Below are 17783 nucleotides of genomic sequence, written 5' to 3' on the forward strand. Positions count from 1 at the left end.
TTTCGAGGCCACCAGCTCACAACCGCTACCGATCGACCAAGCCGCCTAACTAAAATCAACACAACGACCCTGTCCGTCGAAACGGGTCAAGCCCACCCGTGCTTGTGTTGATCGATCAGATCGTGGGCTGGCGGGCAGGTCTGGATGATCTACTGGCGCGGTTCGCGCACCGGTTCGGGCGGGCGGAGCCGCGCCGGCAGGCGCTGACCTACCTGGTCGGGTTGCTGTCGCCCCTGGCGAGCAAGAACGGCTGGACTTTGGCCGAGGCCGCCGGCGATGCGACGCCGGACCGGATGCAGCGGCTGCTCAACCGGTCGGCGTGGGACCCGGACGCGGTCCGCGATGACCTGTTCGCCTACGTGTCTGAGCATCTCGGTGACGACGATGGGGTGTTGATCGTCGACGAGACCGGTTTCCTGAAGAAGGGCATCAAGTCCGCCGGGGTGCAGCGTCAGTACTCGGGCACGGCCGGGCGGACGGAGAACTGCCAGCTCGGAGTGTTCCTGGCCTATGCCAGCCCGGCCGGTCGCACTCTTGTCGACCGGGAGTTGTATCTACCCCGCGGCTGGTGCGACGACCCCGCTCGCCGCGAGGAAGCCGGCATCGCAGCCAGCGTCGGGTTCGCCACGAAACCCGCGCTGGGCCTGCGGATGATCGAACGCGCCATCACCGCCGGACTGCCGGCGAGGTGGGTCACCGCCGACGAGGCCTACGGGCAGGACTCGAAGTTCCGGACCTGGCTGCAGCAGCACGCAATGGGCTATGTCCTGGCCGTGCCCCGCAATCAGCGGGTCCCGACCACGGTGGGCAACTCCCGCCCGGACGTCCTCGCCGCGAACGCGCCGGCCCTGGCATGGAAACGTCGCAGTTGCGGCGACGGCGCCAAAGGGCCGCGACTCTACAACTGGGCCGTGGCCTCCCTGCCCGGCACCGTCGACGGATACGGCCACTGGCTGCTGATCCGCCGCAGCATCACCGACCCCACGGACCTGGCCTACTACCTGTGCTTCGGCCCCGCCGACACCGACGACCACACCCTCATCCGCATCGCCGGAACCCGATGGGCGATCGAGGAGTGCTTCCAAACCGCCAAAACCGAGGTCGGCCTGGATCACTACCAGGTGCGCCGGTACGACGCCTGGTACCGCCGCATAACGCTCGTTCTGTGCGCCCACGCCTACCTCGCCATCACCGCCGCCCACTCCAAAAAAGGGGCACCGAATCCGATGACGGCCTCATACCCCTCACCCTCGGCGAGGTCCGACGTCTGCTGGCACACCTGATCACCACCGTTCGCCCCTTCGACTACATACATCGATGGTCACGATGGCGACGCCGGCACCAATACCGCGCCAAAACCGCCCACTACCAGCGAAGACTCCAACTCCACCAGGTACGGCTGGAGTACTAGAGCCCGCGATGTCCGGCGAGATCCTGGAGCTGCACCACGACAAGCACCACGCCGCCTACGTCAAGGGCGCCAACGACGGGCTCAACCGGCTCGTCGAGGCCCGCGACAAGGGCAATTACGCGACCCTGGTGGGGTTGGAGAAGACGTTCGCGTTCAACCTGTCCGGGCACGTTCTGCACTCGATCTTCTGGAATAACCTGTCCCCGGACGGCGGTGACCGCCCCGACGGTGAGTTGGCGGCGGCGATCGACGAGGACTTCGGCTCCTTCGACGGCTTCGCTGGTCAACTGTCGGCGGCGACCAAGGGCGCGACCCCGAAGATTTGACCCGGGCGTGAGTGGCTACACCCCGAGGCGGTGGAGATCGTCCAACGCGCCGCTGGGGTCATCGCGGCCAAGCACGGTGGTGACCTCGCCGGCGCCGAGGAGTTAGTGTCCGCGTTCAGCTCCGAGCAGGCCCGTACCCTCGGCTTCTACCTGCTGGCCGACCGCGCGCTCGGCCTGGTCAAGGCGCAGAGCGGCCAGTCGATGGACGACCTGGTCCGGGAACTGTCCCTGCTGCTGGCCGACACCGCCCAGTCGCCACCAGCTTGACCGTCCGCGGGGCCCCGCAGATCTGCGGGGCCCCGGCCGGGCGCTGTAGCTTCCCCATCGCCCGTCGGGAGACGGCCCATGCGCAGAAAGATCGACCACCTGGTCATGACGATCGACGGCCGGGAGGTGGCTGTCCTTGCCGTCGCGGACTTCAACCGCCTTGATGCCTGCCGCCGATAGCTCGGCGCGAGCGAAGCCCAGGCGCACCAACTTCGCCAGCAACTGCACGACGCCCGGCGCCGCCTCGCCCGCCTGCAAGGCCGCCTCGCCGGGGCCTCCAACCTCGAAGCACCCGCCCGAGACTCAGGGGTGCGTCCTCGCCCTGCCGACCCTGTCGACGATTCGTGCGGATAGCCGGCCCGACGTTGACGTAACCAGCGGCCGGCTCACCCGCTGCCGCTCGTCACATCGACGCGACTCAGGTTGATCAGACGCCGTAGCGCAGGTAGATGGTGTCGCCGACGGTCACTGTCGTACCGCGGGTCGCGGTGACCGGAGTGCCGCCGTCGCGGGCCACCTTCCAGGTCGAGGAGCCGCTGTTGGCTAGGCCGTTGATCGAGGTGACGGTGTCGGTGCCGCTGGTCGGGTTTAGTGCTGTGACACACCCGCTGGGGGCGCCCGCGCCGACGGCGGCGTCCAGCACGGCGCCGAGGGTGGTGGTGGCGGCTGCCGGCGTCAGCGTCACCGCGCACGGCTTGATGCTGCCGCTGCCGTTATCGATGATCACGGCGAGCCGGGTGGCAGTGCCGGCGGTGAATCCGCTCGCTGCGACCCAGGTGGGCGCGCCAGCGGTCGTTGGGGAGAGGTACCTCGGCTGGACGCGCCACCTCGACCGCTAGTGCGCGCCGGACCGTCCTTGGGGCAGGATTGCGGATGTGCTGATCACATCCTTCCCCGGCAGCCGCCAACGAGGCGCTAAGCACCACCTTCGCCCGGCCGTGCGCTGCGCTTGGCAACGTGCACGCGAGTTCTGCGGCCGCGAACCGCGCGGCTGATGAGGGAAGGCCGGTGACGGGTTCCTGGATGGTTCGGGCCAGTGAGCAGGATGTTGGGGGCGAGGAGGCGGTTGAACAAGGCGTGGTCTTTGCCGACTGGCGTGCCGTGGGCGACATGTCGCAGTGCCGGAGCTTGCCCGAGGTGCGTGCTCGCCTTGCCACAGCCCACCCCCGAGACATTGCAAAGAGACTCGACAATCTCGCCGGCCAGCTGTGGCGCTTCCTGGGGGTGATGAGTCCGGGCGACTACGTCGCCATGCCGTACCGCAATCAGGTGGGAAGCATGGCGATCGGCCGTATTGTCGGCCGCTATCGGTACCGGGCGGATGCACCGCCCGGTTTCCGCCACACCCGAGCGGTGCAGTGGATCAATACCTCGGTACCGAGGAACGCCTTCAAAAACGACCTGTTCAACAGCCTCGGGTCCGTCGTGAGGATCTGTGGCCTGCCGCCCGACCCGCAGGGCCGGCGGCTGGCGGCGGTGGCGCGGAAGAAGCCGGATCCGGGTCCCGAAGGCCCGCCAGTCCGGCCTTCCGATTCACCGTCGCGCAGAGACTTGGTGAGCGTCCTCGATGTCGGCGACGGCGCCTGCACCGTCATCAGGACGCGACGTGACGGCCGTGAGTCAGTGACCGTGATCGACTGCGGCAACGACAGCCTCTCCGCCGACGATGCGTGTGAACGTCTGATGGACGCCGTCGACGGACAGCCCGAACTCATCGAGACAATCATCGTCACTCACTTCGACGTCGATCATTACTTGGGCTTCGTTCGCCTCGCGGAGCGCATGCGCGCCCGGGGCCAGCGCTTCCGTCGACTGCGTCTGATCTCACCACGCCCCCCACGCGTCGTACCCCGGTACGCGCTCAGCTATCTGGCGATGGCCCGCTTCGTCACCGGCGTCCGCGGCCTGGATCTCGCACTCGAGCTTGAGACCGTTACCGACCGCGGGCTGCGCTACACCCCGATGTCTCGTGGCGCCGGTGGTGCCTTCCTCGCCGGCGAACGTCTCGCCGCCGAGCTGCCGGATGCCGATCCTGGCCGAGCCGGCCAGAGGGTGCTCCGCCGGGACGACGAGCCGCAGCGGATCGTCGGCAAAGTGCTGAAGCCGGACCCCGCCGGCCCGCGGTTCCAGCGTGGCGACCACTGCCACGTCGAGCTCGCCGTCGGCGACCGCCTGCAAATGCCCGCCACTGCCGGCCGGAGATGTCCGCATCCGGATGGTGACGTCGGGATGCGCCGCGTGGAACCGGCCCAGGATCGCGGCCAGGTCGACCGATTTCAGGGTCAGCAGAGCGCCGACGTTGACAGTGCCCCGCAGGCCGCCGCGCACCTCCACCACCGCGTCGCGGGCGCGTTGTGCCACCGCGAGCACCTCCTGCGCCTTTGGCAGGAGGGCGGCGCCGGCATCGGTCAACGTGATCCACGAACCGCTGCGGTCGAACAGCACCGCGCCGAGATCCCGTTCGAGCTTCCGGATCGCGGCGGAGACCGCGGACTGCACGATGCGCACCCGACGCGCGCCCCCGGTGAAGCTGCGTTCCTCGGCGACGGCAACGAAGTACTCCAGCTGACGCAGATCCATCCGTGGATTATCGCCGAGCGCGATGGGCGCCAGCGAAAGCTTGCGTGGATCCCATAGAGCGGGTTCAGCAGTGGCCCCGAACACGTCGCACGGGGGTGGCGACGTCTGCGCCCGACGGATCGCCGTTGGTGATGGCTCTCAGCTTCGAATTGCGTTGGTGGTGATCGGTCGCCTGGACATGCTGGTCAAATGAAGACCGATATTGATAGTCGTCCCGACGGCACTGCCGTCGCGATGCTGTCCGCCGTCGCACCGGTCCGAACCGGCCGGGTGCGTCACGGTACAGCGTTCTGGCTCCTGGCCTATGCGTTTGCGATCACAATGGCGTTCTCCGCCGCACCCGCCCCACTGTATGTGCTGTATCAGCAACGGGACGGCTTCGGCTCGTTCACCGTCTCGCTGGTGTTCGCCTCGTACGCCATCGGTGTCGTCGTCAGTTTGTTCCTGGCCGGGCACATCTCCGACCGGGTCGGGAGACGGCGGGTACTGATCCCGGCGGTTGCCATCAACATGGTCGCCGCGGCGCTGTTCCTGCTGCCGGGCCTCTCTGCGTTGCTCGTCGCCCGGTTCGTCTCCGGGGTCAGCATCGGCATGCTCACCGCGACCGCGACCGCGCATCTGGCCGAACTGCACCTGGTCGCCCGACCCGGCGCGTCGCGGGTGCGTGCGGACATCGTCGCGACCGTCGCCAACGTTGGTGGCATCGGGCTCGGGCCGTTGATCGCCGGGCTGCTGGCCGAATATGCGCCCAGTCCGCTCGTCGTGCCGTACCTGGCGTTCGAGGTACTGCTGCTGCTCGGTTTGCTTGCTGTCGCACTCGTTCCGGAGACCGTTGCGACGACGAGCGATTCCCGTCCGCCGTACCGGCCGCAAATGCTGAGCGTGCCGGCGGGATCCCGGTCGCGGTTCTTCGCCGCCTGCGCGGCGGCGTTCGCCGCGTTCGCCATTTTCGGGCTGTTCACGTCGCTCACCCCGGGGTTCCTGTCCGGTGTGCTGCAGCAGCGTTCGCATGCGGTGGCGGGGCTTGTGACGTTCCTGGTGTTTGCGGCCGGAGCGCTCGGTCAGATCTTCGTGGCCCGGCTACCGCTGGCCCGACAGGTCGCGCTCGGCCTCGGAGCTCTCGCGATCGGGCTCGCCGTACTGACCACGGGTGTGTGGACGGCGACCACGATTCTGTTCCTGGCTGGCGGTCTGCTGACCGGCGCGGGCGCCGGGGTGGTGTTCAAGGGCGCGGTCGTGACGGTGTTCGGCCTGGCCGCACCGCAGGTGCGGGGCGGGACCCTGGCTGGGCTGTTCCTGACCGGCTACGTCGGACTAGCGGTGCCGGTGCTCGGCTTGGGCCTGGCGACGCAGCTGCTGTCGACGCAGGTCGCGGTGCTCGGTTTCGCCGTCGCGTTGATGCTGCTGATTGCGGTGGCCTTCCGGCCGCTGGTGGGCCGGCCGCGGGCTTCCCGGTCCTGATCGGGGCGGAAGCCCGGCTGTCGAGCGGCCGCTGACGCTGTGGTTCGGCGTCGGCGGCCGCTGTGCTCGCCCGCAGGTGCAGGCAGACACGGTCGGTCAATTGCGCCCGGCGGGGCGCGAGCCGCGCCGGATGTGCACCACGGTCCGGCCTGCGGGCCGGCGCGGCCGGTGCGCCTGCCGGTCGACCCGGGCTGCCGTCGTGACCGCACCGACGACGGAAACCGCCGTCCGTCGGGCGAAGGCGTGGACGTAGGCGTCGAAGCGGTACCGGCCAGGCATCCCAGTTTCGTGTAGTAGGGACACTTCGACGAGGGCCTCCAGCGCGTTCCACGCCTGGTGCTCGGAGAGGTCGGATAGGGCGGCGACGTCCGGCGCGGTGAACTCGGGCCGTCCCGCCATCGCGGCTGTGTGCAGCACGCGGGCCTGCTGGCGGCTCAGCCGTTCGTAGGTACGTAGCAGCGGTGCTTCGGCGGTGACGCAGTCGTCGTGGATTGGTCCGTGCGCGTCGTCGAGCTCGCGGGCCAGTCGCATCGCCAGCTCGGCCACGGTGAACCGCGGGCGGAGCCGCAGCCGTTCGCCGATGAGCCGCAGTGGTAGCGGGTAGCCGGCGCTCAGCGAGACGAGCCGCGCGATCGCGTCCGGCTCGGGGTTCGCGCGCTGCGGGCCGACGAGTCGGTGCAGCAGCGCGGCGGCCTCTTCGGGCCGCAGCGGGCCGAGCCGCACCCAGGAGGTGTCGGCGGCCTCCAGCAGCCGGCGGGTGGAGATGACGAGGATGGCGGCGTCGGGCAGGGCCGTGCGCAGCGTGCACACCTGCCGGTGGTCCTCGACGTTGTCCAGCACGGCCAGGACGCGCCGTCCCCGCAGCGTGTCGCGCAGCAGTTGCGCGCGACCGCACGCCGAGGCGGGCGTGTCGCCGTCAGCGCCGAAGGTGCGCAGCCAGGTGGCGAGGATCTCGGCCACGCTGGCGGCGCCGGCAAGGTCGGCGTACAGCGTTCCGTGGGGGTACTCGGCGGTCACCTCGTGCGCGGCGCGGACGGCGAGTGCGGTGCGTCCGGTACCGGCGAGTCCGGCAATGCCGACGACCGGTGCGGTCCGGGCGCGCAGGGCCTCGGTGATCCGCGCCAGTTCGGCCGTGCGGCCGGTGAAGTCGGGCAGGTCGGCAGGCAGTTGCATCGGGCTGCGGGTGGGTGTTTCGGCACGACCGATCAGCGCCGGGTCCGCGCTGAGGATGCGCTGGTGCATGCGCTGCAGTGCGGGTCCGGGCGCGAGGCCGGCCTCGTCCCGCAGCAGCCGGTCGCCATCGCGGTAGGCGGCCAGCGCGTCGGCCTGCCGACCGGCACGGTAGAGAGCGAGCATGTACAGCTCACGAAAGCCCTCCCGCAGCGGGTACTCGTCGACCAGCGCCGACAGTTCGGTCAGTCGCTGTGGGTCGCCGTCCGCCGCTGCGGCCAGCTCGGCGGTGAAATGGGCTTCGACGGCGGCGAGGTGTACCTCGGTGAGCCTCGTGCGCTGTGCGGCGGCGTACTCGCCAGGGATGCCGGACAGGGCAGCGCCCTGCCACAGGCCGAGCGCCTCACCCAGCAGGCCGGCGGCCGCCGGGGCGTCACCCGCGCGCAGCAGTGCCTGGCCGCGGGTCGCCTTGAGGTGGAACTCGGTCAGGTCCAGCGACTGCGGGGCCAGCCGCAGCGCGTAGCCGCCGCCTACCGATACGAGCGCGTCACCGAGAATCCGGCGCAGACGCGACAGGTAGGTGCGAGCGGTGCCGACCGCGGCCGGCGGTGGGTCGCAGTGCCAGACGGCGTCAACCAGTTCGTCGATCTGCGCCGGGGTGCCCTCGCGCAGCAGCAGCGCGGCGAGCAGCGCCTGCTGCTGCGGTGAGCCGAGCCGCAGCTCGACACCGTCCCGCCAGGCGCGAACGGCGCCGAGCACGGTGAATCGCAGACTCGGTTGGGCCTGGTCATCGGTTGAGAAGTTCACGGTGCCAGCATGCGGCGAACGCTCTACCGCCACCAACGCAACATACCGCTGGCACCTATCGCGAATGGCGATGCCGCGGCGTGCCGGTGGATACCGTGACGGCGGCGATCACCGGCCGAGTGCCGTCGGAGGAGCGCACTCGGCCGCCAGGCCTTGCCCCGCGGTTAGCGCACCATCGCGACCGGTGCGGCCCCGACCGGCACGCCGGCCGCAGCGAACAGCCGGTCGCGTGAGCGCTCCGCTCGCTGCCGCGCCGCCGCCGGATCCTGGTTCACCAGGCGTCCGTGCTGCTTGCGGGTCTCTCCGGCGATCAGCACAGTGTCGACGTCGCGGGCGTCGCTGAAGACCACCGTGGCCGGCACGTTGTTGACCATGCCGAACGGCGAGCTGGCGACGTCGAGCAGGACAATGTCGGCCTGCTTGCCCGGCGTCAGCGATCCGACCCGGTCCTCCAGGCCCAGGGTGCGAGCGCCTTCGATCGTGGCGAACTCGATGGCATCCCGGGCCGTCAGCATCGCCGCCGGCGACGGCACGCCACGGTCGAGGTGCAGCTGATGCACCCGGCCCCGCTCGGCCTCCAGCATGCCGCGCATCTCGTCGAACATGCTGCCGACCACGCCGCAGACCACATCGACCGACAGCGCCGGGCGGACGCCTGCGGCGAGCAGCCGTCCGGTTGCCGGGGCGCCGTGACCCATGAGCTGCTCGACGCGGGCGGAGACGGAAGCGTGACCGCCGCTCGCGGCGATGAACTTCAGCTCCTCGTCGGTGCAGGTGTTGCAGTGCAGGAAGATCAGGTCGTCGGCGAGCAGTCCGTGTTCGTGCAGCTGGGTCACTCCGCGCTGCTGGCCCATCAGGCCAAGACCGATGTGCATCGAGGAGCGGACACCGAGGTCCCGGGCCAAGGCGAGATCATCGGCCGTGGCCCCGATGGTTGCCAGCTCGGGGCCGCGGACCGCCAGAGCGAGCGTCAGCAGCTGGTCCTGCGAGGCGAAATCCCGCGCTGCGAGCCGCCGGACGTCGTGAGGGTGCCGGCGGTCGCTGTTGTAGTACCAGGCCGGGTCATCGGTCGGGATGCTGTGGCCGAACACGGCCCGGATGCCCGACTCCCGCAGCGCGGCGACTGCGGCGTCGGCGTGCTCCGGCGTGTTCAGGATGTGCGACCAGTCGAAGATCGTGGTCACCCCGGAGTCGAGGGCCTCAAGGGCACCGAAGTGCGTGCCGATGTGGACGTCCTCGGGGGTGAAGACCGGCGAGAATCCGCCGATCACCCGCTCGAAGTAGTCACTCAGCGTCCAATCGACGGCGATCTGCCGCAGCGAGCTCTGCCACATGTGCCGGTGCGTGTCGATCAGCCCGGGCATGACGATCATCCCGGTGGCGTCGATCACCTCGGCATCGACGCCGTCCAGGTGCGGCGCGACCGCCACGATCCGCTCGTCCTCGATCAGCACGTCGCCGGACGGCAGGTCGCCGATCGCGGGATCGACCGACACCACGATGCCGCCGCGGATGAGTTTCTTGAAGCCCTTCATCGCAGATTCTCCTTCGTTCGTTGGTTCTGGGGCGCAAGCCCGTACCCGAAGATGGCAACACGAGCCCGTTGACGGCCGATTGGCGTTCGATCAACGCGGGCGTCCCCGCCGCTTGAGCGTTGATCGCCCGTCAACGGCACGTCCACACCGTCGATGTCGACTTCGCATGGCCGGGTGACGCTCCCGGCGATGAGATACGGCAATCAGGGGTGGATCGACATGGCAGAGATCAAGGACTTGGCGCTGGAGCTCGCCGCGGACCTGCAAGGCCCGGTGCTTACTCCGGACGACGCCGGCTACGCGGCCGAGACGGCGACCTGGAATCTGGCGGTGCCCCAGCGACCGTCGGTGGTGGTCGGGGCAACCTCGGACGTCGAGGTGCAGGCGGCGGTCCGCTTCGCCGCCCGGTTCGACCTGCCGGTGGCGGTCGTCGCGACGGGTCACGGCGCGGTCCACCAGTCCGACGGAGGCGTCCTGATCAACACTCGGCGCATGCGCGGCATCGCGATCGACGCCGCCGAGCGCTCGGCCCGTGTCGATGCGGGCGTCGAATGGCAAGAAGTGGTCGACGCGGCAGCGGCCCACGGCCTCGCCCCGCTGGCCGGCTCGTCGCCGAACGTCGGCGTGGTCGGCTACACGCTCGGCGGTGGCCTCAGCCCGTCGCTGGGCCGTCGCTACGGATTCGCCGCCGACCACGTCACCGCGGTCGAACTGGTGACCGCCGACGGAGTGCTGCGCCGGGTCGACGCCGACGATGAGCCGGAGCTGTTCTGGGCGGTGCGTGGTGGTAAGGGCAACTTCGGCGTCGTGACGGCGCTTGAGTTCGACCTGATGCCGGTGAGCCGCCTGTACGGCGGCGGCCTGTACTTTGCCGCCGAGCACGTCGGGCCGGTGCTCGCGGAGTACCGCCGCCTGACCGCCGACGCTCCGGACGAGCTGACGCTTTCCTTCGCGTTCCTGCGCCTGCCTCCGCTGCCGTTTCTGCCGGAGCCGCTGCAGGGCCGATTCTCCCTGCACGTCCGGGTCGCCTACCTCGGCACTGCCGAGGAGGGCGAGCGGCTGCTCACCGGGCTGCGAGCGGTCGGGCCGACGCTGCTGGACACGGTGGCGGAGATGCCGTTCACGCACATCGCCGGCATCCACGCCGATCCGGTCGATCCGCTGCCCGTCTACGAACGAGGCGCACAGCTGCGGGAACTGCCCGCCGAGGCCGTCGAGGCGCTCGTCGCGGTCGCCGGTCCGCAGGCCGACCTTCCGGTCCTGATGGTCGAGGTACGCCACCTCGGCGGCGCGCTCGCCGTCGACCCGAAGGTTCCGAACGCGGTCGGCAACCGCGACGCCCAGTTCAACGTGTTCGCGGGATCGCCCGGCGGCCCGCCGGAGGCGGCAATGCTCCACGCGGCGATCGAGCGCGTCACCGACGCGGTCGCGCCGTGGGCGACCGGCCGGGCGCTGCTGAACTTCCTGACCGCGGCCGACGACACGCCGGAGCTCGTCGCCACGGCATTCGAGCCCGACACGTACGAACGGCTGCGCCGGGTGAAGCGGGACTACGACCCAAGCAACCTGTTCCGCCATAACCACAACATCCCGCCGTCAGCGGCCTGACGAAGTCACATCGCCCGACGCGCTGCGGCCAGGCGACCGGCTTCCGACCGAGACACAGCTACAGGTCCAGCGCGGGGCGTCAGCCGGACGGCGCCGACACAGCATGAAGCGGCCCGGCTCCCGCTGATGGGGGAGCCGGCCGCTCATGTAGGTCACGGGCATCTATGTAGATTTAGCAATGTAACTGGCCGCGCCGGGGGCGACGATGCCGCATTCGGGCCAGCCGACGACGGACCGGGTGTGCGACTCACGGCTGACGGCTTGATCCGAGCCCTGGCGGCAGAGTCAGGGGCGGACATTCATGTCCACGGCGGTGCCCTCGGCCCACGGGTCCGGATTGGTCAGGAACACAGAGTCGCCGTCCGTGCCCTCCTGCATACCGAGCCAGGCACGCAACGCCGCGCGGGTCTCCCGGGACGGCACCCCGGCGATCTGCGCGATCCCCTCGCGGGTGAGGCTCTGCCGCGTGGTGTCGGTGTACGCCTCGTTGACGATCCGTTTTTGTGCCGCGACCACCTGCCGGGGCCGGGTGGCGTATCGCGCGGCCATGCGCTGCGCGTTTTGCAGCAACGCCGCCGCCGGGACGACCCGGTTCACCAAGCCGATCCGCGCCGCCTCCCGGGCCGTGACCTGGCGCGCCTCCAGCAGCAACTCGATCGCCCGCGCCGGACCGACCAGGTGGGTCAGGCGCTGCCCACCAACCGTGGTCGTCAGCCCGATCGAGAGCTCCGGGACGACGAAGACGGCGTCGTGCTCCGCCGCCACGCGCAGATCGAAGAAGAGGGACAGCTCCAAGCCGCCGCCGCCGCATGGGCCGTTGACCGCGCCGATCCACACTGCGGGCGAGCGCAGCAGCTTCAGCACCATCTCGTGGAACTGGATGACACCGAGCATCCCGGCCAGTGGCGAGCGGGCGATGAGCCGTTCACCCGACACGCCAGCAACGGCCCGGACACCGCCGAGCAGCGCCGCGACGACCGGGCGAGGTAGTTGCGGGACGCTCTCGGCCGCCGTGAGGAGATCGGCGATGTCGAAGTGGGTGATGTACCGGCCGGGCAGGGCGCCGGTCACCACGACCGCGCCGATGGTCTTGTCGCGCTCCACGGCGTCGACGAGTCGAATAAGGTCACGCTGCATGTGCGTTGTCATGTAGTTGAACGGCGGCGCGTCCACTCGGCAGGTCAGGACCCGGCCCGTCTGCTCGAGCCGGACAGTGGGCAGGGCCAGGGTGCTGGCGCGATACATCGGCATCGGGCCAGTACAGCGAGGTCCCGTCGACGTTCTCTCGATGTGCGATTGACGTGGATACAAGCAGGACGGCCAGGCCACCCGGTCCGATCCGGGTGGCCTGGCCGCTGCGGCTGGGATCGTCAGGCCGGTGTGATGTTGTGATTGAACCGGAACATGTTCGTCGGGTCGAACCGCCTCTTGAGCTGGATCAGGCGGTTGTACGTCTCGGGCGTGAACGCGGTGCGTACCTGCTGGACCGACGACTCCGCAGTGGACAGAAAATTCACGTACGTCGACCCGGTGCTCCACGGGCGCATACGCTGGATCAGCTGGTCCTGCTGCTGCTTTATCGCGGCGGCATCGGCCGGCCCGCCGACCGCGGCGGTAAAGAGGGTGAAGGCCGCGTCCCGGTTGCTCACCGCGTTCGGCACCGAGGGCGGCCGGCCCAGCGCCCCGCCGAGGTGACGCACCTCGACCATGGTCAGCGGGACGGCCGCTGTCGGGCCGGCCACCGCGACGAGTTCGTCGACAGTCGCGGCGGACAGCTCCCGCAGCAGAGCAGTCCGCTCGTAGGCGGGCACCGGATCGGTTGGGTCGGCGTGGATGGACGCGAAGGCCGCGTAGGGGATCTCCGCGACGGAGTCGACGACCGTCGGCCCGATCGCCCGCAGCGGCTTGATCAGGGCCGCCCCGGTGGCGGCCGAGCCGGCGTAGGAGACGCGGACCGTGATCACGAACTTGCCCCGCAGCGGCTCGGGCGCGCTCGGCCCGGGCGGGATCCGCATGAGTGCCACGGACGAGGACATCGCCTCCGGCACTGTCGTCACCCATTTGCGGTACGCGTCGAGGACCTCCTTGGCCCGCTCGCCGGGGAAGAACAGGTTGCCGGCGTAGAGCGTCGTGACCGGAAAGAGGCCGAACTCGATGGCGGTGACGATGCCGAAGTTGCTCTTGCCGCCGCGGGCGGCGAAGAAGAGTTCCGGCTCGTTCGTAGCGGTGACCGTCCGCAGCTGACCGTCGGCCGTGACGATGTTGAGGCTGGTGACGTGATCGGCCGCATAGCCGAACGCGCGGCCCAGCGTCGGGCTGAGACCACCGCCGACCGTGTAGCCGACCACGCTGACGCCGCCCGTCGAACCGTTCAGCGGGGCGAGACCCAATGTGGTGGTCTCTTGGACCACTTGGTCCCACCGCACGCCGGCCTCCGCGCGGGCGGTGCGACGGTCGGCGTCGAGCACGAGGTTCCGCATCGCCTTGGTCGAGACAAGTAGACCTCCATTGATCGGTACCGAATTCTGGTGCCCGGTCGCCATGACGCCCACCGGCAGTTTCTTGTCCCTGGCGAAGCGCACCGCGACCTGGACATCCGCCGCGGTGGCGGCGGCGACGACCACCGCCGGGCGGTGGGTCGCGGTGAGGTTGTACGTCGCAACCTCCTCGGTGTAGCCCGGCTCACCGGGAAGCAGGACCCTTCCGCGAATTTGAGCCCGCAGCCGGGCCGCCTCGCCCGGTGTCATCGACGACGCCGCGACGCTGCCCGCACTCGTCGTCTCTTCCGCCGCTGGCGAGGTGCAGGCGGCCAGCAGCGCGGCCGTCCCCGCGGCGGCGCCGATGCCGAGGACCGCCCGGCGATTGACACCGGCCTTCGCGGGTCGGGAGGGAATGCCGTCGATCATGTGATGTCCATCCAACTCTGTCGTGACAATGACGTGCTCTCTGCACCGAGCACATCCGGTGGCCATTGACATTCGATTGCCACCGGCTCGACGAGGCCGACCTCGGCGCGCCGCGACCAGATCACCCAGGGCCTGGTTGAGCGTTGATCGCCGGGCCTGAGCGTGGTGTTGGGCCGGGGCACCGACACGGGGGCGAACATCCGACAAACCCGGTACGAGCCATGCGCCAGACTCGACCGTCAACGCGAGGACACAATGAAGAAACGGGCAGCACAGCGAGTCGGTCACCGTGTAGTTGGTGAAGGTGGTGCCCTCGGCCTGTAGTCGCTGCACCTGCGGCAGGTACGGCACGAGGTTCCACGCGAGGTCATCGACGAGCACGAAGATGATGTTGGGTGCGGTGGCGGTGGGCGCCGGCGGAGCGGGCTCCGCGCCGCGTGCCGGTGTCCAGGCGGCGAGCAGGGCGAGCCCGGCCACGAGGGTGGTGGCGAGAAGGCGTCGATAGGTGATAGCCAGGCCGCCGAGTCTCTTCAAAATTTGTCAGCATCTATTCAACAGGTAATGATGATCCGATCAACACCTGGGCGTCCCACGCGCAGGTCCGCAACGATGAACCGGACGACCGCGGATCTCGTTGCAGGTGGGTGGCGTCGTCGGAGGGACCGAACGTGCGGGTTGCTGGGTTGTTCCGACGGTGTCGTGGTTGGGTCGCCGGCCTGGTCGCCGCTGGTGTCGCCGCCGCAGTGGGCATCAGCGTGATGGCGTACGCCGGTCAGGAAGACCTGGTCGGACGACCGCTCTCCGACGCGCAGATGTCGGCAGTGCTGGCTGCGGGGCACGCCTGCCCGATGCTCACCTCGGCCCGGGTCGCCGGGCAGTTGATGGCCGAGTCCGGCCTGGCCACGGACGCGACCCGCGCGGTGTCCGGCGGTAGTGGCCTGGCCGGCCTGAACGACAGTCAGTGGCGGCGGTGGGTGCCGTGGCCTGACGCGCAGCCGACCGACCCGATGGCCGCCGTTGCCGCCCTGACGCACCTGATGTGTCAGCTCGGCGGTGAGGTCCGGCAGGCAGGCGTCACGGGCGACCCGTGGCGGTTGGCGCTGGCCGGCTTCCGGGTCGGTGTCCCGGCCGTGACCGAGGCCGGCGGGGTGCCCGACGCGGCGTCCGAGTACGTCCGGCAGGCCGCCGGCTACGCGTCCTACTACCGGGGTCTTCCCCACTTCGCCGAGGCCGGCGCCGCCGCTTTCACGGCCGGGGCGGTGCCCGACGCCGTACCCCTGCCCGACGCGCTCGTCACCCCGATCGCCCGCGCCGGTCGGCGCTGCCCGCAGGTCTCCGCCGCCGCCGTCGCCGGGCAGTTGATGGCGGTGTCCGGCCTGCGCACGGACTCCTCGGGCGGCGTCGTCCCCCTGAGGCTGTGGCAGCGGTACGCGCCTGCGAAGGCATCGCCGGCCAACGCCGCGGACGTGGTCGGCGTGCTCGGTGCGGCCATGTGCCAACTGGCGCAGGAACTGGACGGACTGCCGGGCGACCCGTACCTGCTCGCGCTCGCCGCCTGGCGCTCCGGTGAGGACACCGTCCGGCGAGCCGGTGGTGTCCCGGACGCGATGACCCGGTCCTTCCTGGAGCAGGTCCGCCGCTACAGCGACTACTACCGGCTGGACAGCCGCCTCGGCGGTGCACCCGTCCCCACACCGTCCGCGTCCCGTACCCCGTCGGGTTCTCCGTCGGGTTCTCCGTCGGCCACCCCCGGGCGGCCGACGGCCGCGCCGCCCAGCCCGTCGCGCAAGCCGGCGCCGCCCAAGCCCACCCCGAGCCGGAAACCGTCCGGGACGATGTTCGCGCACGAGCGGTCGGGCAGTTGCCTGGACGCGGGGGCCGCCACCGACCTGCTCGCCTCCCGGATCGAGTCCTGTGACCCGTACCGTGTGTCGCAGCGGTGGAACGTGCGGTCGGACGGCACGATCCGGTCCGCGCGCAGCGGGCTCTGCCTCGACGTCAACGACAGCGGTGTCACCGACGGCACCCTCGTGCAGACCGCCACCTGCAACGGTGCCGCCACCCAGCGCTGGACGCTCCGCGACAACGCGGTGATCAGCGTGGTGAACGGCGGCATGTGCCTGGACATCGGCTGGGACCTGGCGACCACGGCCATCTGGACCTGCGTCTACGACGACGACCAGACCTGGCGGCCGATCACCTGATCCACCGCCTTCCTGCGAGGTGAGGGAAATCCCCGGAGAACGGCCCGCGAGCCTTCCGGGCGGACCCGCGCCCGCCCGCCGCCTGGTTGTCTACCGGTGCCAACGATCACCGGCGCACAGGAGGCAACCAGCATGGCGATCACCGACATCACCCCGGCCGACGTCGAGATGGCGGCCGACAACCACCAGACCGCGGAACAGGACCTGGACGGGCAACGGAAGGGTCTCGACACCACGGTCAACGACCTCTACGCGGCCAACGCCGGCGAACTCATGGAAAAGCTGAACACCGTCCAGGACGCCTGGAGCACCGACATGATCGCCATTCTCAAGGATCTCGACGACTGCGAGCAGTTTCTGCGCGAGTGCAAGACGGAACTGGAACGGCTCAACCAGGAGCAGGGCGAATCCCTCTCCTGATGGCCGTTCCCGCAAATCCCAAGAAGGAGCACCTGCCATGTCGGATTACATCAAGTACGACTACGACTCCATGGACTCCGCCTACGACGAGATGAAGCGCATCACCGACAACGTGATCACTCAGCTGGACGTCCTCGAACAGGAGGCGAAGAGGGTCCTCGCCTTCAACGGTGACTACGTCCTCAACTACGAGCAGAAGGCCCAGAAGGTCCGGGACGGAATCACCGTGCTGAACGACGCCACGCTGGCGCGTAGCAACGAACTGGCTGAGAGGTTCGCCGACTACCAGGCGACCGACAAGAAGCTCGGCGCCCGGTAGTCCGCGGGGGCGGCGGGGAGTTCCTCCGCCGCCGCCCGCCCCGCGCCACGGATCGCATCGGCCCGGAAAGGAGCAGTGAGCATGGCCAGCTCGGACAGCACCGAGATCGACCTCGCGGCGTTGCGCGACGCGGCGAGACAGATCGAGGACCTCATGACCGACGGCAGCATGACGATCTTCGAGACGGCGGCGGACACCAGCACGCTGGAGGCCGGCAAGCTCGACGCCGCCCAGTGGCTCGAGGCCATGGTCGCCGACCGGGGCGCCGGCCTGCGCCAGCACGCCCTCGACCTACAGGCGTCCTTCGAGGCGCTCGGCACCCGGCTGCGCACCATCGCCGACATCTTCGAGCAGCAGGACCAGGCCAACGCCGACTCGCTCCAGGGCAAGGCCGTCGACGAGATCGAGACCTGGACCGGGTCGGTCGGCGGCCTCACCATCCCACCCGCCGACGGGGAGGAGACGTACGACACCGGCGACAACGTCAACCGCGACGGCGCGCGCCTCGGCTTCGAGGTCGACCCGATGACGGGCGAGGCGAAAAAGGCCGAGGACGGGACCATCGCGGTGACCCTGCCGGCGCCGGAGGACCTGAACGTCACAGTCTTTCCGGACACCTCCATCACCCCGGAGGTGCTCTTCACCGACACCGACGTCGTCGACTACGACTACGAGGGCGGGTTCTTCACCGAGGGCGCAAACGACCAGGCGGTGCCGGAAAGCACAAGCGTCACCACGAACGTGACGCCCGAGGACGACGAGAAGTAGG

The 17783-nt window shown here is 69.8% G+C and carries 15 protein-coding genes and 1 pseudogene; 10 read left to right on the forward strand and 6 right to left on the reverse strand.

Annotated features, from left to right (window positions below):
* Positions 1 to 104 precede the first annotated feature (104 nt).
* From ABZS40_RS30120 to ABZS40_RS30130, 3 genes are read left to right on the forward strand one after another with little or no spacing between them, the layout of a single operon-like run.
* Entirely contained in the window at positions 105 to 1283 is a 1179-nt protein-coding gene (locus ABZS40_RS30120) for an IS701 family transposase (protein ID WP_354947187.1), read from the forward strand.
* 43 nt (positions 1284 to 1326) lie between these two features.
* Complete coding sequence (locus ABZS40_RS30125) at positions 1327 to 1737, forward strand: hypothetical protein (protein ID WP_354947189.1); 411 nt, start codon at positions 1327 to 1329, stop codon at positions 1735 to 1737.
* A gap of 30 nt (positions 1738 to 1767) precedes the next feature.
* Positions 1768 to 2004, forward strand: a complete 237-nt coding sequence (locus ABZS40_RS30130; RefSeq protein ID WP_354947110.1) for a superoxide dismutase — start codon at positions 1768 to 1770, stop codon at positions 2002 to 2004.
* A gap of 427 nt (positions 2005 to 2431) precedes the next feature.
* On the opposite strand, the gene ABZS40_RS30135 is transcribed toward ABZS40_RS30130, so the two are convergent.
* Positions 2432 to 2731 carry a hypothetical protein gene (locus ABZS40_RS30135; protein ID WP_354947112.1) on the reverse strand — a complete coding sequence of 100 codons (300 nt, stop codon included), beginning with the start codon at positions 2729 to 2731 and terminating at the stop codon, positions 2432 to 2434.
* Positions 2732 to 3282: 551 nt separating this feature from the next.
* Here ABZS40_RS30135 and ABZS40_RS30140 point away from each other — a divergent pair.
* Positions 3283 to 3774: pseudogene (locus ABZS40_RS30140) on the forward strand (MBL fold metallo-hydrolase); the annotation flags it as partial.
* A gap of 54 nt (positions 3775 to 3828) precedes the next feature.
* Here the strand turns inward: ABZS40_RS30140 and ABZS40_RS30145 are convergent.
* Entirely contained in the window at positions 3829 to 4584 is a 756-nt protein-coding gene (locus ABZS40_RS30145) for a LysR family transcriptional regulator (protein WP_354947191.1), read from the reverse strand.
* 189 nt (positions 4585 to 4773) lie between these two features.
* On the opposite strand from ABZS40_RS30145, the gene ABZS40_RS30150 reads away from it, so the two are divergent.
* Positions 4774 to 6045: an MFS transporter gene (locus ABZS40_RS30150; protein WP_354947114.1), complete on the forward strand. Its 1272-nt coding sequence runs from the start codon at positions 4774 to 4776 to the stop codon at positions 6043 to 6045.
* Between the two features lie 96 nt (positions 6046 to 6141).
* On the opposite strand, the gene ABZS40_RS30155 is transcribed toward ABZS40_RS30150, so the two are convergent.
* Both ABZS40_RS30155 and ABZS40_RS30160 read right to left on the reverse strand, forming a co-directional pair.
* On the reverse strand, positions 6142 to 8022 hold the full coding sequence (locus tag ABZS40_RS30155) for a BTAD domain-containing putative transcriptional regulator (RefSeq protein ID WP_354947116.1): 1881 nt from the start codon (positions 8020 to 8022) through the stop codon (positions 6142 to 6144).
* A gap of 164 nt (positions 8023 to 8186) precedes the next feature.
* On the reverse strand, positions 8187 to 9557 hold the full coding sequence (locus ABZS40_RS30160; RefSeq protein WP_354947118.1) for an amidohydrolase family protein: 1371 nt from the start codon (positions 9555 to 9557) through the stop codon (positions 8187 to 8189).
* Between the two features lie 189 nt (positions 9558 to 9746).
* Here ABZS40_RS30160 and ABZS40_RS30165 point away from each other — a divergent pair, with 189 nt between their 5' ends.
* The gene (locus ABZS40_RS30165; protein ID WP_354947120.1) at positions 9747 to 11165 is read left to right on the forward strand and encodes an FAD-binding oxidoreductase; all 1419 of its coding nucleotides are present in this window, start codon (positions 9747 to 9749) and stop codon (positions 11163 to 11165) included.
* Positions 11166 to 11450: 285 nt separating this feature from the next.
* On the opposite strand, the gene ABZS40_RS30170 is transcribed toward ABZS40_RS30165, so the two are convergent.
* Both ABZS40_RS30170 and ABZS40_RS30175 read right to left on the reverse strand, forming a co-directional pair.
* Positions 11451 to 12416: an enoyl-CoA hydratase/isomerase family protein gene (locus ABZS40_RS30170; RefSeq protein ID WP_354947122.1), complete on the reverse strand. Its 966-nt coding sequence runs from the start codon at positions 12414 to 12416 to the stop codon at positions 11451 to 11453.
* A gap of 119 nt (positions 12417 to 12535) precedes the next feature.
* Entirely contained in the window at positions 12536 to 14605 is a 2070-nt protein-coding gene (locus ABZS40_RS30175) for an FAD-binding protein (RefSeq protein ID WP_354947123.1), read from the reverse strand.
* A 134-nt stretch (positions 14606 to 14739) separates the two neighbouring features.
* Here ABZS40_RS30175 and ABZS40_RS30180 point away from each other — a divergent pair, with 134 nt between their 5' ends.
* The 4 genes from ABZS40_RS30180 to ABZS40_RS30195 all read left to right on the forward strand — a co-directional run bounded on the left by ABZS40_RS30180 (position 14740) and on the right by ABZS40_RS30195 (position 17782).
* Positions 14740 to 16275: an RICIN domain-containing protein gene (locus ABZS40_RS30180; protein ID WP_354947125.1), complete on the forward strand. Its 1536-nt coding sequence runs from the start codon at positions 14740 to 14742 to the stop codon at positions 16273 to 16275.
* Between the two features lie 132 nt (positions 16276 to 16407).
* Positions 16408 to 16695: a hypothetical protein gene (locus ABZS40_RS30185; protein ID WP_354947127.1), complete on the forward strand. Its 288-nt coding sequence runs from the start codon at positions 16408 to 16410 to the stop codon at positions 16693 to 16695.
* 37 nt (positions 16696 to 16732) lie between these two features.
* Entirely contained in the window at positions 16733 to 17014 is a 282-nt protein-coding gene (locus ABZS40_RS30190) for a hypothetical protein (protein ID WP_354947129.1), read from the forward strand.
* Between the two features lie 81 nt (positions 17015 to 17095).
* The gene (locus ABZS40_RS30195; RefSeq protein WP_354947131.1) at positions 17096 to 17782 is read left to right on the forward strand and encodes a hypothetical protein; all 687 of its coding nucleotides are present in this window, start codon (positions 17096 to 17098) and stop codon (positions 17780 to 17782) included.
* Position 17783 lies beyond the last annotated feature (1 nt).

This window comes from Micromonospora sp. NPDC005324 (genome assembly GCF_040607155.1).
In the GTDB taxonomy this organism is placed as follows: Bacteria; Actinomycetota; Actinomycetes; order Mycobacteriales; family Micromonosporaceae; genus Micromonospora; species Micromonospora trifolii.